We start from the raw sequence: 15,421 nt of genomic DNA, 5'->3' as shown, positions 1-15,421 counted from the left end.
CCACTTAGAGTTTTTAGATCAGTATGAGCGACGAAAACGAAGAAATGGGCGGTGACGATCAAGACGCCATGGCCGATGAGTGGGCCGCTGCACTGGCCGAGCAAACCACAGATGCCGCGGACGAGATGGACGTAAGCGCTGTCGCGTTTGATGAGTTAGCCGATGAGTCGCCCGCCAGTAAGGACCCTAAGCTGGATGTCATTATGGACATTCCGGTGACCTTATCGATGGAAGTGGGTAATACGGACATCTCGATTCGTAATTTACTGCAACTGAGCCAAGGTTCCGTTGTTGAGCTGGATCGAGTCGCTGGTGAGCCGTTGGATGTACTCGTAAACGGTACGCTGATTGCCCACGGTGAAGTGGTTGTGGTGAATGAGCGATACGGCATTCGTTTAACCGATGTCATCAGTCCTCAGGAGCGCATTAAGCGCCTCAAATAGTCATACAAGGTCAGGGATGTCTCAACGCCGCATGTGTGCTTTCGTTAAATCGTGCTTGGGAGCCGGCGTTACGGCGTTGATCCTGAGTCTGTTCAGTGTGTCGATCAGCGCCAATGCCGAGCAAAATGCTGCGGCATCCTCTGCACAAACCCGCACTCCAGCTCAGCCAGAAAGCACGTCTGGCGTAGAGTCCCTCCCTACCGTTAAAGAGCCCAGTCGGTTATCGACCGGTCAAGAGTTGGATGTGACCTCCTCTGTGATGCAGGTCGTGATGGGCCTGGGTGTCATCATCTTAGTGATCTTGGTGTTGGCGTGGTTGCTAAAGCGTGTGTATCGCTGGCAAGCGCCGCAACAATCAATGAAGGTGGTGTCTTCACTGGCCTTGGGTACCCGAGAGCGTGCTCTCTTAATCGATGTAAAAGGGCAGCAGATGTTGCTGGGCGTTACCGCGCAGCAAGTCACCTTGCTAAAAGCGTTTGATGAGCCGGTGATGCCTGTTGAATCGGTGGGTAAACCTTCAGCATTTGCGGAGCAGCTCGCTGAAGTGATCCGGTCTAATAAAGAAGATCAAAAAGAGCCTAATGATGATTCGATCCGTTAAACCCCTCATGCTCTTAGTTGGGCTTTTGGTCGGGGCGATGGCGCTTCTGATCAGCCATCCTGCGTTTGCCGAGGCGGGGATTCCAGCCGTAACGGTCACCGCAGACGAGGCGGGCAATCAAAATTACAGTGTCACCATCCAGATTCTGGCTCTGATGACCTTAATGACCTTCCTGCCGGCCATCTTGCTGATGATGACCTCGTTTACGCGGATCATCGTGGTGTTTGCTATTTTGCGCCAAGCGTTGGGTTTGCAGCAGACGCCCTCGAACCAAGTTTTGGTGGGCTTAGCCCTCTTTATGACGTTTTTTATCATGACGCCGGTGCTTGAAGAGGTAAACCAAGCCGCTGTACAGCCCTACTTAAACGAGCAGATCGACACGTTAACGGCGGTCCAGAATGCCAGTGTGCCGTTTCGTGACTTTATGTTGCATCAAACGCGTGAAAAGGACTTAAACCTATTCCTGCGCTTGTCCGGTACGCCCACTGTTGATACGCCTGACGACATTCCGTTTGCCGCACTGGTACCGGCGTTCATCACCAGCGAACTAAAAACCGCCTTCCAGATCGGTTTTATGATCTTTATTCCCTTCTTGGTAATCGACCTTGTCGTGGCCAGTGTCTTGATGGCGATGGGTATGATGATGCTCTCGCCTGTGATCATCTCTTTGCCGTTTAAGATCATGCTCTTTGTTATGGTTGATGGCTGGGCTATGATCGTAGGCTCCTTGGCCGCAAGTTTTGGTCTCTAGCAAAGGTAGGAAGAGGATATGACACCGCAAATCATACTCGACCTGTTTGGTGAAGCGCTCTGGCTGGTGGTCTTGCTGGTCAGCGTAATAGTGCTGCCAAGTTTGGTGGTGGGTTTAGCGATTGCGGTGTTTCAAGCGGCGACTCAAATCAACGAGCAAACCTTAAGTTTCTTGCCGCGTTTGTTGATCATTCTTCTGATTTTAATGTTCATGGGGCCTTGGATTGTCACCAAACTGATGGATCAGTTTAATCTGATCTTCGAGAGCATACCGGTGCTGATAGGTGCGCCATGATCGATCTGGCAAGCCTTCGCATCGAGTATTGGGTATCGGCGTTCTTTATTCCGTTTTTTAGGATTGGCGCCTTCTTGATGGCCATGCCGATGATCGGCACCCAGCTTGTCCCAATGCGAATTCGTTTAGGCTTAGCCATCTTTATGACACTGGCTTTGATGCCGGCTCTGCCAGAGGTGCCGGTACTGGATGGCCTCACTTTCTCGACCTACCTGTTGATTGCTCAACAGGTGCTTATTGGCACCGCTTTGGGTTTTACCTTGCACATCCTGTTTCAAGTCTTCTCGGTCGGTGGTCAGCTGATTGCGAACCAGATGGGTTTGGGTTTTGCCTCCATGACGGACCCCGCAAACGGTGTGTCGGTTGTGGTGTTGGGGCAATTTTATCTGATGCTCACCACCTTGCTCTTCTTGGCCTTGGATGGCCACTTGATCGTCTTTAATGTGATTTTAAGAAGCTTTGAGGTGATCCCTGCGACCGCCATGAGCTTAACCTCGATCGATTTTATGGAGATCGCACTCAGTGGTGTTTGGATGTTTTCGGGCGCTTTGTTGATGTCGCTCCCTGCGGTAACGGCTTTGCTGGTGGTGAATATGGCGTTTGGCATCATGACCAAAGCGGCCCCGCAGTTAAATATCTTCGCGATTGGTTTTCCGCTGACCATGACCTTAGGTTTGATCATTACGTGGTTTTCGTTATCGGGCTTTTTAGGGCAATTTGAACGGATCGCCGATCATGCCTTGATGGTGCTCCAAAGCTTATTGGTGCCAACAAATGGCTGAAGAAAGCGGTCAGGAAAAGACCGAAGACCCCACCCCCAAGCGATTGCGGGATGCCCGAGAGAAAGGGGACATTCCGCGATCGCGAGAACTCAACTCCACAGCGCTTCTGATGGCCGCGGCGGCCGCCATGCTGATTTTCGGCAAATCCGCGGTGGATCGTATCCTCAATATGGTTGCCTCTCACTTGGATATCCCCCGTGCGGACATGTTCGACAGTGCCTTGATGATCGCCCAGTTAGTGGATGCGATGCGCGAGAGCATCTACGCCTTAATGGGCTTTATGGGGTTTGTCCTACTGGCGGCACTGCTTGCGCCGGTTGCTTTAGGGGGTTGGAATTTTAGCGGGCAAGCGATCATGCCCAAAGGCAGTCGTCTTAACCCAGGTGCGGGCATTAAGCGGATGTTCTCGGTTAAAGCCTTGGTTGAGCTGGCAAAAGCGATTGGTAAGTTTTTGGTGGTTTTAGCCTTTGCGGTGTTTGTCTTGATGGCGCTGCAGGGTGAGATCTTTGGCTTAGCGAGTCAGGATGTCAACCTTGCGATCGCACATGCCACAGAGATGATTGCTTGGGCCTTTTTGATCATGAGCTCCAGCTTGATCTTGATCTCGGCCATCGATGTGCCGTATCAGCTGCATGACTACAGTCAAAAGCTCAAAATGACCATGCAAGAAGTCAAAGACGAGATGAAAAACACCGAGGGTAAGCCCGAGGTGAAAGGTCGTATTCGTCAGCTCCAGCGAGAGATTGCCCAACGCCAGATGATGAAAAACGTGCCAGAGGCGGATGTTGTCATCACCAACCCGACCCACTATGCGGTTGCGCTTAAATACGTTTCGGATGAGCGGGCGGCGCCGATCATGGTGGCTAAAGGGGCTGATTTTGTCGCGCTTAAAATCCGAGAAATCGCTAAGGAGCATGAGATCCCCATACTGGAAGCCTCGGCTTTGTCTCGTGCGCTTTATTACAACGGTGAGCTCGATCAGGAGATCCCTGTTGGTCTGTATAAAGCAGTGGCTCAAGTTTTGGCGTATGTTTTTCAGCTTAAACGTTTTCGGGAAAACAGTTCAGAAGCCAGACCCATTGCGCCGCGTGTTAATGAGATGGAAATCCCGCCGGAGTATCGCGTCAGCGAACCGTCAGATGATCAAGAGTGATTATTTTGGCTCGAAAATTGCATAAATAATGGAATTTTTCCAATTATCAGTCAGATACGCTTAAGAAAGTCATTTTTTTGACGATAAATAAACATCGTTATTGAATGATATTGGTGGTGACATTATTTTGACGCGAGGTTTCGGTGGATAGAGCCGTAGTACTGAACAATGTAAGAAGCTTGTCGCAGGGGAATTTAGGTATTCCTCTGCTGCTGCTTGTTATATTGGCTATGGTTACCCTCCCCATGCCGCCCTTTTTGTTGGACGTTCTGTTTACGTTCAACATCGCCTTATCGATCGTTGTTTTGTTGGTCAGTGTTTACTCGCTAAGACCTCTCGACTTTGCTGTGTTCCCCACTATTTTGTTGATCGCTACTTTGATGCGGCTGGCATTAAACGTGGCCTCCACTCGTGTGGTCCTGATGTACGGTCACGAAGGGGGCGATGCCGCGGGTAAAGTCATCGAGGCGTTTGGTTCGGTAGTGATCGGCGGTAACTACGTGGTCGGTATCGTGGTGTTCCTGATCTTGGTCATCATCAACTTTGTGGTGGTCACCAAAGGTGCTGGGCGTATCTCCGAGGTCAGTGCACGTTTCACCTTGGATGCGATGCCGGGTAAGCAGATGGCCATCGATGCGGATCTTAACGCGGGTCTCATCAACCAAGAAGACGCAAAAAAACGCCGCCAAGAGGTCACACAAGAAGCGGATTTCTACGGCTCGATGGACGGTGCTTCTAAGTTTGTTCGGGGGGATGCGGTTGCCGGCATCTTGATCTTGGTGATCAACATTGTGGGTGGGTTGTTGATCGGCATCATCCAACACGACCTCAGTTTTAGTATTGCGGCCGAATACTACTCTTTGCTGACCATCGGTGATGGTCTTGTAGCGCAAATCCCATCCCTCTTACTGTCGACCGCGGCTGCCATCATGGTGACGCGTCAAAACTCAGCGCACGATATGGGCTCTCAGATCGTCAATCAGATGTTTGGCTCGCCTCGAGCACTGATCGTGACGTCGGTTATCCTCATCATCATGGGGATTGTGCCGGGCATGCCGCACTTTGCTTTCTTGTCGTTGGCGCTGGTGTGTGCCGGTGGCGCTTGGTGGATGGTGAAACAGAAGCAAAAAGCCGAGCAAGCTGAAGCCGAAGCTCAAGCGCAACAAAAACCTGAAAAGACCGAAAAACCTGAAGAGAACAAAGAGCTGGATTGGTCCGATGTGATGCCCGTGGATATGGTTGGGCTTGAGGTTGGCTATCGATTGATCCCGATGGTGGATAAATTACAGGGTGGGCAGCTTCTTAATCGAATCAAAGGGGTACGTAAAAAGCTCTCTCAAGACTTGGGTTTTTTGGTGCCCTCTGTGCATATACGGGACAACTTAGACTTAATGCCGGGGGCTTATCGCATCACCTTGATGGGCGTTGTGGCCGGTGAAGCCGATATCTACCCCGACCGAGAGTTGGCGATTAACCCAGGGCAGGTGTTTGGTTCCCTGAAAGGGATTGAGGTCAAAGACCCGGCGTTTGGTCTGGATGCTACTTGGATTGAGCCGGGTCAACGTGAAAATGCCCAAACCTTGGGGTATACGGTGGTGGATGCAAGCACCGTGGTGGCGACGCATTTGAACCAGATCCTGCAAAACCATGCGCATGAGTTGTTAGGCCATGAAGAGGTTCAACAGCTGCTTGATCTGTTAGCGAAGAGCTCGCCTAAGCTGGTCGAAGATTTGATTCCGAATAAGCTCTCGATCAGTGTCTTGCTAAAAGTGCTGCAAAACCTATTAATGGAGCAAGTGCCGCTGAAAGACTTCCGAAGCGTGGCCGAGGCCTTGGCAGAAGCGGCAGCGCGTACGCAAGACCCGCTGGCATTGACGGCGTCGGTTCGGGTGGCGATCTCCCGCTTGATTGTACAAACCATCAACGGCTCTGCGCCTGAAATTCCGGTGATTACACTGGATCCAAAATTGGAGCAGTTGCTGCTGAACTCTGTACAAAAAAGCCAAGGTTCAGACCAAGGGCTCGCGCTGGAGCCTGGTATGGCCGAGCGTTTGCAAAACTCATTGGTAGAAGCGGCTCAGAAACAAGAGATGATGGGGCAGCCGTCGGTGCTGCTGGTGGCCGCCCCTGTACGACCTTTGATGGCGAAGTTTGTGCGTTACAGCGAACAGCTAATTCATGTACTCTCTTATCAGGAAGTGCCTGAAAATAAAAAGATTACCATTGTGGCAACCGTTGGAGGGCAGGCGAAATGAGTCTAGCTGCGCCTAACAAGGATACGTGTCTATGAAAGTAAAACGCATTTTTGCACCGGATATGCGCCAAGCGATGCGTCGCGCGCGTGAAGAGATCGGCCCAGATGCGGTGATTGTGTCCAATCATCGAGTGGCCGGTGGTGTAGAAGTGGTTGCAGCACATGAGCATGAGTTTGAAGCGGCGCAGGCTGAGTTTAAGCGTGAGCAAGCTGAAAAAGAGCGCTTGCGCCAAGAGCGTGCCGCGCGTCCGCATTCGCCGTGGGGGTACCCTGATGACCCTGAGCCGAGCGAGCCCGCTGTCGATGAAACCTATGCGCCACCCGCCGCGGCGGTTACGCCAAGACGTAATCAGCAACGCTTAGATGAAGAGCTTCGTAAAACGAAAACCCAACTGGCCGAGGCACGCCAAGGCATTAAGCCTTCGTACCCGTTTGACAGTGGGCAGGGTAAAAATCAGCAGATAGAGCACCACGACGAAGAAGATCTGCAAATGATCTTGGCGTCACTTAAGCCAGGTGCTCGAAAAGCGCCTAAAACGGCGGCATCAGGCTCAGAATACCCCTTCTGGTTGGATGATGAGTCATCGGAGGCGCAGGCGCCCAGTGCCGCGGCGCAAGCCGATGTCGTTGAGGCTTCGATTCCGACGGTGACCCCTTCGCCTCGCGAAGACGCCATGATCGAATCGATGCAAAGCGAAATTAAAGAGCTGAAAACACTCCTTCAGCAACAGATGCAGATCTCCTCACGTAAAGTATGGGTAGAGGAGAAAAAGTCACAGCGCGAGCGACCTGCCAGCTCCATGGAAGGTAAGCTTGCCAAGCGCTTTGAGCGAGTAGGCTTAGGTCAACATTTAGCGGATCACTTAATTGCTGGTTTGCCAGCAGGGCTTGAGCTTACCAAAGCTTGGCGCGCTTCGTTATCCAAACTGACCGAATCGCTTCCTGTAATGAAAGAGGACTACATCGACCGGGGTGGCATGATCGCCTTTGTGGGTCCAACGGGCGTGGGCAAAACCACCACCATTGGTAAGCTTGCGGCACGATTCGTGCTTCAACATGGCAGTGCGGGTCTGGCACTGGTCACGACCGACAGCTACCGGATTGCGGCACATGAGCAGCTTAAAACTTACGGCCGGATTCTGGATGTCCCTGTGCGGGTTGTTGATGAAAACAATTCGTTGGAAGATGTCCTAAGTGGGCTTCGCGGCAAGAAATTGGTCTTAATTGATACCGCTGGTATGAGTCAGCACGAGCGCCATAGTGAAGCGCAAAAGGAGATGCTGACTAATATCTCCATACGAATGAAGAAGTTACTGGTGCTGTCTTGTTCAAGTCAGCGTCAAGTTTTGGAAGATGCGTACGATAACTATCAAAGCATCGGTTTAAATGGATGTGTCCTCAGTAAAGTGGATGAGTCCGCCACGTTGGGCGAAGCGCTGACCTTAGCGGTTGAGCGACAGCTGCCCATCGCATACATCACTGACGGCCAAAAAGTGCCGGATGATATCGAAGTGGCACAACGAAATGACCTGATCAGCCGAGCTGTCATTACCGCACAAAAAGCGATTGAGCGTGAGCGAGCGCGACAGTCCGGTAATGATTCGGCTCTTTCTTCAGCGAGCTAACACAGAAATTTGGCATGACAAATCAACATCCTGTAAAGGTGATTGCAGTAACCGGCGGTAAAGGCGGGGTGGGTAAAACCAACGTCTCGGTTAACTTGGCGATGGCGCTCGGTGATATGGGGCGTCGTACCGTGTTGATGGACGCTGATTTGGGATTGGCCAATGTCGATATCATGTTGGGCTTGCGTCCAAAGTTGAACATCAGCGATGTGTTGGATGGCAAATGCCGCTTAACGGACATCATGCTCAACGTGAACGATCAGGTCCGCATTGTGCCAGCAAGCTCAGGTACTCAGGAGATGACCTCCTTAAGTGCGCATGAGCATGCTGAACTCATTTACGCCTTTAACGATGTCGAGGAGGAGCTAGACGTTCTGATCATCGACACCGCGGCGGGTATTTCCGATTCAGTCGTGAGCTTTGTGCGTGCCGCACAAGAGGTGCTTGTGGTGGTGTGTGATGAACCTACTTCAATTACCGATGCTTATGCCTTGATTAAACTACTGAATCGGGATTATCGTATGTCTCGCTTTCGAGTTTTGGCCAATATGGTCCACAGCGAGAGTGAAGGACGTAACATGTTCAATAAATTATTGACCGTTACGGACCGGTTTCTTGATGTGACTCTTCAATACGTGGGTTCAATCCCTTATGATGAGTGTGTTCGCAAAGCAGTACAGAAACAATCACCGGTTTTGGTGTCGTTTCCGAAGAGCAAGGTAGCTTTGGCGATTCGTCAATTAGCGGCAAAAGTGGACAGCTGGCCTGTTCAGAAAGTGCCCCGTGGGCATTTGGAATTTTTTGTCGAGCGTCTCGTCCAAAGTATGTAAAGTTTCCGGGTCTGGAAGGGGCTCCATGTACAACCCGCAAGAAATTGCCACAAGTCACGAAATCATCCAACAATATGCACCTCTGGTTAAGCGTATTGCACATCATTTGATGGGCCGTATGCCCGCCAGCGTCATTTTGGACGACTTGATTCAAGCCGGCATGATCGGCTTGCTGGAAGCGGCTAAAAAGTACGATGCCTCCAAAGGCGCGAGTTTCGAAACCTATGCGGGTATCCGTATCCGTGGTTCGATCATCGATGAAGTGCGCCGTGGCGACTGGACACCACGTTCAGTGCACCGTAACGGGCGTCGAATCAGCGAAACCATCCAAAAAGTTGAAGCAGAAACCGGAAAAGAAGCTTCAGATTCCCAGATTGCGGCCGAAATGAATATCAGTGTGGCTGAATACCATGAATTGCTTCGCGATTCGGTAGAGAGCCGGTTGTTCAGTTATGAAGAACTTACCAGCACTGATGGCGATGACGGCCCCAGCGAACAGCTGGCAGGAGATGATCCTGGCCCAAGTCACCACGGTGAGGAAAGTGCCTTCAAACGCGCCCTAGCAGATGCCATTAATACGCTGCCGGATCGCGAGAAACTGGTCCTCTCTCTCTACTACGACGAAGAGCTTAACCTGAAAGAAATAGGCGAAGTACTCGGCGTCAGTGAATCCCGCGTAAGCCAAATTCATAGTCAAGCAGCCCACCGATTACGTGGTCGACTCAGGGATTGGCATTAAATTTATTCCCCCTGAGTAGCCATTTTCCAGAAAACTGGTCTAGATTTTAGTCAGACTAAAACAGATAAGCCCATCTAGGCTTATGTGGGTTTCTGAAATTGGGGGATATTGTCTTGAAAAAAGACATCAAGATTCTTGTGGTAGATGACTTCTCCACAATGAGACGCATCATAAAAAACCTGCTTCGCGATCTTGGTTTCAACAACGTTGTTGAAGCGGACGATGGCAAAACAGCACTTCCTATCCTTCAGCAAGGCGGTATTCAGTTCCTTGTTACTGACTGGAACATGCCGGGCATGACCGGGATTGATCTGGTTAAGACCGTCCGTGCAGATCCGAACCTGAAAGGGATTCCAATCCTGATGGTGACCGCCGAAGCGAAGCGTGAGCAGATCATTGCTGCCGCTCAGGCGGGTGTAAACGGCTACGTTGTTAAGCCATTTACCGCAGCGGTTCTGAAAGAAAAGATCGATAAGATCTTCCAGCGCATCGATGGCTAATACCACCCGAAGGGGATTTTACTATGTCTGAACAAGACTTCTCATTAGGGCTGGGCAGTTTCGAAGCTGATTTAGAGGCGAAGGCTGGCGAGCTGGTGGAGGCGACCAAAGCGGGCGATCTGTCCAAGGCGATGGGAATCATCCAAGAGTTGCAAGAGTTTCGTCACCACGCTTTCTATAACGAAGTGGGGCATCTGACCCGCGGTTTGCACGAAGCGATTAAGTCCTTCTCTGCATCGGTGGATGTTGAGCAGTATTCGAACATCGATCCGGGCGGTTCCATCCCGATTATGGATGATGCAACCGAACGTTTGAATTACGTCATTGAGCTGACTGAAAAAACAGCTCATGAAACGATGGATCGTGTCGATAAGTCTCTAGTACTGGTCGATAAAATGGACGAGCAAAGCGAACGCTTTACCGACCTTTTATCTCTGGTTGGCCAGCTCGAAGCCGAATATGAAGGGCTTCGGGGCGTTTACGAGCGCACATGCCAGTTAAAAGAGGAATCGGAGCAAACCGTTTCGGACATGCGCTCTCAGCTGACCGAGATTTTAGTCGCTCAAAGTTCTCAGGATATTTCAGGTCAGTTGATTCGTAAGGTGATTACCTTGGTCACTCAGCTTGAGTCCAGCCTTGTTTATTTGGTTGAGATGGCTGCCAAGATTGAGACCATCAGCGGCGTAAGCCTGCTGTCGAACGACGATAAAAAAGAAAACGATCCGATAGCCGCAGAAGGACCGCAGCTGAAAAGCAACAGTCCGGATGTAGCAGCCAATCAGGATGAAGTTGATGAGCTGCTCTCAAGCTTGGGTTTTTGATTAGGAGCTTCCTATGGGTTTGGATGTCGATCAGGAAATTCTTGAAGATTTCCTTGTTGAAGCGGGAGAGATTCTCGAACTGCTGTCTGAGCAGTTGGTAGATCTTGAAAAAAGTCCGGGAGACAGGGACCTCTTAAACGCAATTTTCCGTGGTTTCCATACCGTAAAAGGCGGTGCAGGATTCTTGCAACTTGAAGCCATGGTGGATTGTTGTCACTTAGCGGAAAACTTGTTCGACTTGCTGCGTAATGGTCAGGTGCAGGTTACCCCAGAACTGATGGACAAAGTTCTTCAGTCATTGGATGCCGTTAACAGCATGTTTGAGGATGTGCGTAGCGGTGATGAACCAACACCTGCATCTCCACAGCTGCTTGCAACACTTAAAGCGTACTCAGAAGGTAATATTCCATCGGGTGACGCACCAGTGGCCGCTGCACCGGCCGCTCCAGAACCTGTGGCTGAAGCTCCGGCGCCAGCACCGGTACCTGAAGCACCGGCTCCTGCGCCAACACCAACACCAACACCTGCTGCGCCAAGTGACGGCTCAGCCGATGCTGATTTTGATCAGTTGGTCAGTGAAGCGGTTCAAGATGAGACATCTCCTGACACAACAGACGATGATCTGATCACTGAAGATGAATTTGAGTCGTTGTTAAATGAACTTCATGGTGAAAGCGGAGCGCCGGGTGTGAGCAAAAATAAAATAGAACCAGCAGCACAACCGGAAACCTCGGCCGCCGAAGCGGATGAGGGGTTGATCACCGATGATGAATTTGAAAGCCTTCTGGATGACTTGCAGTCCAAAGGGGAAGGTGCGTTTAGTGGTGCTCCTGCGGAACCCGCTGGGGCTGCAGAACCAAGCACAATGCCTGCGGCGCCAGCGCCGAAGGTAGAAGCGGCGGCCGAAGCGCCTGCTGCTCAAAAAAACAACAAAGCACCTGCGCCAGAGAGTAATGTTCGTGTTGATACACGCCTGCTTGATAAGATCATGAACATGGTCGGTGAGCTTGTGTTGGTGCGTAACCGTCTAGTCCGTTTAGGCGGTACTCGAGAAGATGAAGAGATGGCCAAAGCGCTTGGCACGTTGGATATGGTCACAGCGGATTTGCAAATGTCCGTTATGAAGACCCGTATGCAACCTGTGAAGAAAGTGTTTGGTCGTTTCCCGCGCTTGATTCGTGACTTGTCTCGTAGCTTGAAGAAAGAGATCCGTTTGGAGCTCAAAGGCGAAGAGACCGACCTGGATAAAAACTTGGTCGAAGCCTTGGCCGATCCATTGATTCACTTGGTGCGAAACTCCGTGGACCACGGTATTGAAGCTCCAGATGTTCGTGAGAAGAAAGGCAAACAGCGTGAAGGCCACGTACTCTTATCCGCTGAACAAGAAGGGGATCATATCCTACTTGTGATTCAGGATGACGGTGCCGGTATGGACCCTGAAAAACTGCGTAGGATTGCGGTTGAGCGCGGCGTGTTGGATCGTGAGGCAGCCAACCGTCTAACGGATCAAGAGTGCTTTAACCTGATCTTCCAAGCGGGCTTCTCGACCAAAACCGAAGTGTCCGATGTATCAGGCCGCGGTGTGGGTATGGATGTGGTGAAAACCAAGATCACCCAGCTAAACGGTACGCTGAGCATTGATTCCGTGATCGACCAAGGTACGCGCATTTCGATCCAAGTACCGTTGACGCTGGCCATTATGCCAACGCTGATGGTCATTCTGGAAGACCAAGCCTTTGCACTGCCACTGGTGAACGTGAACGAGATCTTCAACTTAGACCTGACGCAAACCAATGTGGTTGATGGGCAGCAAGTGATCATTGTTCGTGATCAAGCGTTGCCGCTGTTCCACATGAAGCGTTGGTTGGTTGAGGGTCAAGAGTATGCGGATCTGCCTGAGCAAGGTCATGTTGTCATCGTAACGGTGGGTACTTTGCGCGTAGGCTTTGTGGTTGATCAACTGGTGGGTCAGGAAGAGGTGGTGATTAAACCTCTTGGCAGTATCTTGCACGGTACTCCGGGCTTATCAGGTGCAACGATCACAGGTGATGGCCGAATCGCTCTGATCATTGATATTCCAAACCTCCTTAAAAGTTATGCACAAGCGTAATTACGGCCTTTGGGAGGTTTGTTGGGAATATGGCCGTAACGGTATTAATTGTTGATGATTCCGGCTTTTTTCGTCGCAGAATTACAGAGTTAATCGAAAAAGATGGCAGGCTAAAGCTGGTCGGTACCGCTACAAATGGGCGTGAAGCCGTGCGTATGTGTACTGACCTTAAGCCTGACGTTGTATCAATGGACGTAGAGATGCCTGATATGAATGGCATCGAAGCGGTTAAATTGATCATGCGTGATTGCCCTACGGCCATTCTCATGCTGTCCTCGCTGACACGGCAGGGCGCACAAACTACACTGAAAGCCATCGAGGCCGGCGCGTCGGATTTCCTGATGAAGGATATCCGCAGCTGGACGGCTTCAAGTAACAACAACGAGTTTATTGAGCGACTGGTTAGGTTAGGCCGAAACCCGGCCATCCACCCACAAAAAGCCAAAGAGCGCTTAGCGGCGCAAGTGAATCTGGGCAGTAACAAACCCTCGCCTGGGGCTATGCGTGCTGCGCCACCACCTGTGCCTTCTCGATCAGCTCCGCCGTTAAGGGGACCTATGTCATCTAATGTGGCACAACAACCGATACAGCGACCAACACAGTCATCTACTGTGTCTCGAAGTGCGCAAACTCACTCTCAAGTGGCGGCTGTCTCTCCGGCGGCTCGTGCGGGGGGCTCGAAAGCGGCCTTCCCATCCCAGTGTCGTTTAGTGGTCATTGGCTCATCAACCGGCGGGCCAGCGGCGCTGCAGCAGATATTGACGGCGCTACCGGCCAACTATCCTTACCCCGTTTTGTTGGTGCAGCATATGCCCAAAGCCTTTACGTCCGTGTTTGCGGCAAGGCTTAATCAGCAGTGTGCGGTTAACGTCAAGGAAGCCGAGGACGGTGATATGTTGCGCCCGGGCATGGTGTTACTTGCGCCTGGCGGTCATCAAATGATGGTGGACCCTCACCGCGGCGATCGCGTTCGCATTATAGAAAGCGATGAGCGTGTCACCTATCGACCTAGCGTAGACATCACCTACGCATCGGCAGCGAAAGCGTTGGGTAATAAAGTGCATGCCATTATTCTGACGGGTATGGGAGCTGATGGTGCGGATGGGGCGCGTATGTTAAAACGCGCAGGGGCAACCATGTGGGCGCAAAACAAAGAGAGCTGCACCATTTATGGTATGCCACAAGCTGTGGTGAATGCCGGTTTGGCGGATGAAATCATGAACTTAGAGAGCATTGCCGAAAACTTAGCTCGTGCTGCACGCCGCTAGGTATTGATTTTATTCAGTTTTGTATCACAAAACGATTTTCCCACTATAATGAAATGAAACGTTTGGCCGATAAACCATCGTAGATCGTTAGATTGGGAACCCCTTATGCAAGTCTGGTCTATTGCAAATCAAAAAGGCGGTGTGGGTAAAACCACCACAGTCGTGTCACTGGCAGGGTTGCTGGCAGAAGTTGGCTATCGTGTGTTGCTGGTGGATCTTGACCCACATGGGTCGCTAACCAGTTATTTCCACTTTGATCCGGATGATCTTGAGCACAGTGTCTATGATCTGTTCATGCAGCCGGAAGTCACTGAATCCCAAGTAAAATCCCTGATTCAGCCGACCAGTGTCGAGAAGATCCAAATTTTGCCTGCCTCTACAGCGCTGGCCACATTAGAGCGACGTGCGGTTGAGCACGAGGGGATGGGGCTGCAAGTATCCCGAGCGCTCCGGCACATGAAGGATCAATACGATTATGTGTTGATCGATAGTCCGCCGGTGTTGGGGGTGTTGATGGTCAACGCGCTGGCGGCCTGTCAGCATCTGGTGATCCCATCCCAGACGGAGTTTCTTGCACTCAAGGGGCTGGAGCGAATGGTGCGCACGATCAGCATGATTAATCGCGCCCGAAAGCGAAAGCTGACCTATACCATTGTTCCGACGTTTTACGATCGTCGAACGCAAGCGTCGGTTAATTGTCTTCGCGAGCTGCATAAACGCTACCCGGACGAATTGTCCCCAGCGATTATCCCGATCGACACAAAATTCCGCAATGCCAGTATGAAAGGGGTGGTTCCTTCGGCCTTAGACTCGAATGGGCGAGGTGTATTGGCGTATGCAAAGCTGTTGCGTGCTTTGGTTGAGCAGCAGCGGTAATCTGAGGTAAAGAGATGACTGACGAAAAGAAAGATGGCAAACAACAAAAGGTCGTTTACGAGTATCTCGAAGCCTTGTTGATGGAGCCAGATTCGGATGAAACTCAGGATGATTTACCCGAAACGATGGATGCCGTTTCAACCCCCGAAGTGGCCAGTCTTGATGATGTTGCAGAGGCAATTGAGCAGGCGAGCGACGACGAACACAGTGAATTTACCGCGCAAGCGCAAAGCAGTGATGATGCGTTTGAAAGCTTAATGGATATGGCGGATGATGCTTCTGTAGAGCCAGAGCCAGAGCCAGAGCCAGAGCCAGAGCCAGAGCCAGAGCCAGAGCCAGAGCCAGAGCCAGAGCCAGAGCCAGAGCCAGAGCCA

General features: G+C 51.3%; 16 protein-coding genes. All 16 read left to right on the top strand.

Annotation, left to right across the window (positions count from 1 at the left end; genetic code table 11):
- Positions 1 to 23: 23 nt before the first annotated feature.
- Positions 24 to 443 (top strand): flagellar motor switch protein FliN, encoded by a 420-nt coding sequence (gene fliN / locus ACXAF9_RS03380; RefSeq protein WP_475070382.1) that lies wholly within the window; start codon positions 24 to 26, stop codon positions 441 to 443.
- Positions 444 to 459: 16 nt separating this feature from the next.
- A complete protein-coding gene (fliO, locus tag ACXAF9_RS03375) occupies positions 460 to 1,044 on the top strand; it encodes a flagellar biosynthetic protein FliO (protein WP_475070377.1) in 585 nt (194 codons plus the stop codon).
- Entirely contained in the window at positions 1,028 to 1,795 is a 768-nt protein-coding gene (gene fliP, locus ACXAF9_RS03370) for a flagellar type III secretion system pore protein FliP (protein WP_475071112.1), read from the top strand. The genes fliO and fliP overlap by 17 nt, the downstream gene beginning before the upstream one ends.
- An 18-nt stretch (positions 1,796 to 1,813) precedes the next feature.
- Positions 1,814 to 2,089: a flagellar biosynthesis protein FliQ gene (gene fliQ, locus ACXAF9_RS03365; protein WP_475070373.1), complete on the top strand. Its 276-nt coding sequence runs from the start codon at positions 1,814 to 1,816 to the stop codon at positions 2,087 to 2,089.
- Positions 2,086 to 2,871, top strand: a complete 786-nt coding sequence (gene fliR / locus ACXAF9_RS03360) for a flagellar biosynthetic protein FliR (protein WP_475070370.1) — start codon at positions 2,086 to 2,088, stop codon at positions 2,869 to 2,871. The genes fliQ and fliR overlap by 4 nt, the downstream gene beginning before the upstream one ends.
- Complete coding sequence (gene flhB, locus ACXAF9_RS03355; protein WP_475070366.1) at positions 2,864 to 4,024, top strand: flagellar biosynthesis protein FlhB; 1,161 nt, start codon at positions 2,864 to 2,866, stop codon at positions 4,022 to 4,024. Before fliR ends, flhB begins: the two co-directional genes overlap by 8 nt.
- 143 nt (positions 4,025 to 4,167) lie before the next feature.
- On the top strand, positions 4,168 to 6,279 hold the full coding sequence (flhA, locus tag ACXAF9_RS03350) for a flagellar biosynthesis protein FlhA (protein WP_475070364.1): 2,112 nt from the start codon (positions 4,168 to 4,170) through the stop codon (positions 6,277 to 6,279).
- 31 nt (positions 6,280 to 6,310) lie between these two features.
- Positions 6,311 to 7,903 (top strand): flagellar biosynthesis protein FlhF, encoded by a 1,593-nt coding sequence (gene flhF / locus ACXAF9_RS03345; protein ID WP_475070362.1) that lies wholly within the window; start codon positions 6,311 to 6,313, stop codon positions 7,901 to 7,903.
- 14 nt (positions 7,904 to 7,917) lie between these two features.
- Positions 7,918 to 8,733, top strand: a complete 816-nt coding sequence (locus ACXAF9_RS03340; RefSeq protein WP_475070360.1) for a MinD/ParA family protein — start codon at positions 7,918 to 7,920, stop codon at positions 8,731 to 8,733.
- Between the two features lie 25 nt (positions 8,734 to 8,758).
- On the top strand, positions 8,759 to 9,472 hold the full coding sequence (locus tag ACXAF9_RS03335; protein WP_475070358.1) for an RNA polymerase sigma factor FliA: 714 nt from the start codon (positions 8,759 to 8,761) through the stop codon (positions 9,470 to 9,472).
- 125 nt (positions 9,473 to 9,597) lie between these two features.
- On the top strand, positions 9,598 to 9,972 hold the full coding sequence (gene cheY / locus ACXAF9_RS03330) for a chemotaxis response regulator CheY (RefSeq protein WP_475071110.1): 375 nt from the start codon (positions 9,598 to 9,600) through the stop codon (positions 9,970 to 9,972).
- A gap of 23 nt (positions 9,973 to 9,995) precedes the next feature.
- Positions 9,996 to 10,793, top strand: a complete 798-nt coding sequence (locus ACXAF9_RS03325) for a protein phosphatase CheZ (RefSeq protein WP_475070356.1) — start codon at positions 9,996 to 9,998, stop codon at positions 10,791 to 10,793.
- Between the two features lie 13 nt (positions 10,794 to 10,806).
- Positions 10,807 to 12,903 carry a chemotaxis protein CheA gene (locus ACXAF9_RS03320; RefSeq protein WP_475070354.1) on the top strand — a complete coding sequence of 699 codons (2,097 nt, stop codon included), beginning with the start codon at positions 10,807 to 10,809 and terminating at the stop codon, positions 12,901 to 12,903.
- 29 nt (positions 12,904 to 12,932) lie between these two features.
- On the top strand, positions 12,933 to 14,171 hold the full coding sequence (locus ACXAF9_RS03315; RefSeq protein ID WP_475070350.1) for a protein-glutamate methylesterase/protein-glutamine glutaminase: 1,239 nt from the start codon (positions 12,933 to 12,935) through the stop codon (positions 14,169 to 14,171).
- Positions 14,172 to 14,276: 105 nt separating this feature from the next.
- Positions 14,277 to 15,047, top strand: coding sequence for a ParA family protein (locus ACXAF9_RS03310; RefSeq protein WP_475070347.1), 771 nt, complete (start codon positions 14,277 to 14,279; stop codon positions 15,045 to 15,047).
- Between the two features lie 14 nt (positions 15,048 to 15,061).
- Positions 15,062 to 15,421, top strand: a 360-nt coding sequence (locus tag ACXAF9_RS03305; RefSeq protein ID WP_475070345.1) for a hypothetical protein, incomplete at its 3' end; no start/stop codon positions are given.

It is taken from the genome of Neptunomonas sp. ABH4_499 (genome assembly GCF_056160565.1).
The sequence above is the reverse complement of the archived record's forward strand: the minus strand, read 5'-3'. Positions and strand labels throughout refer to the sequence as shown.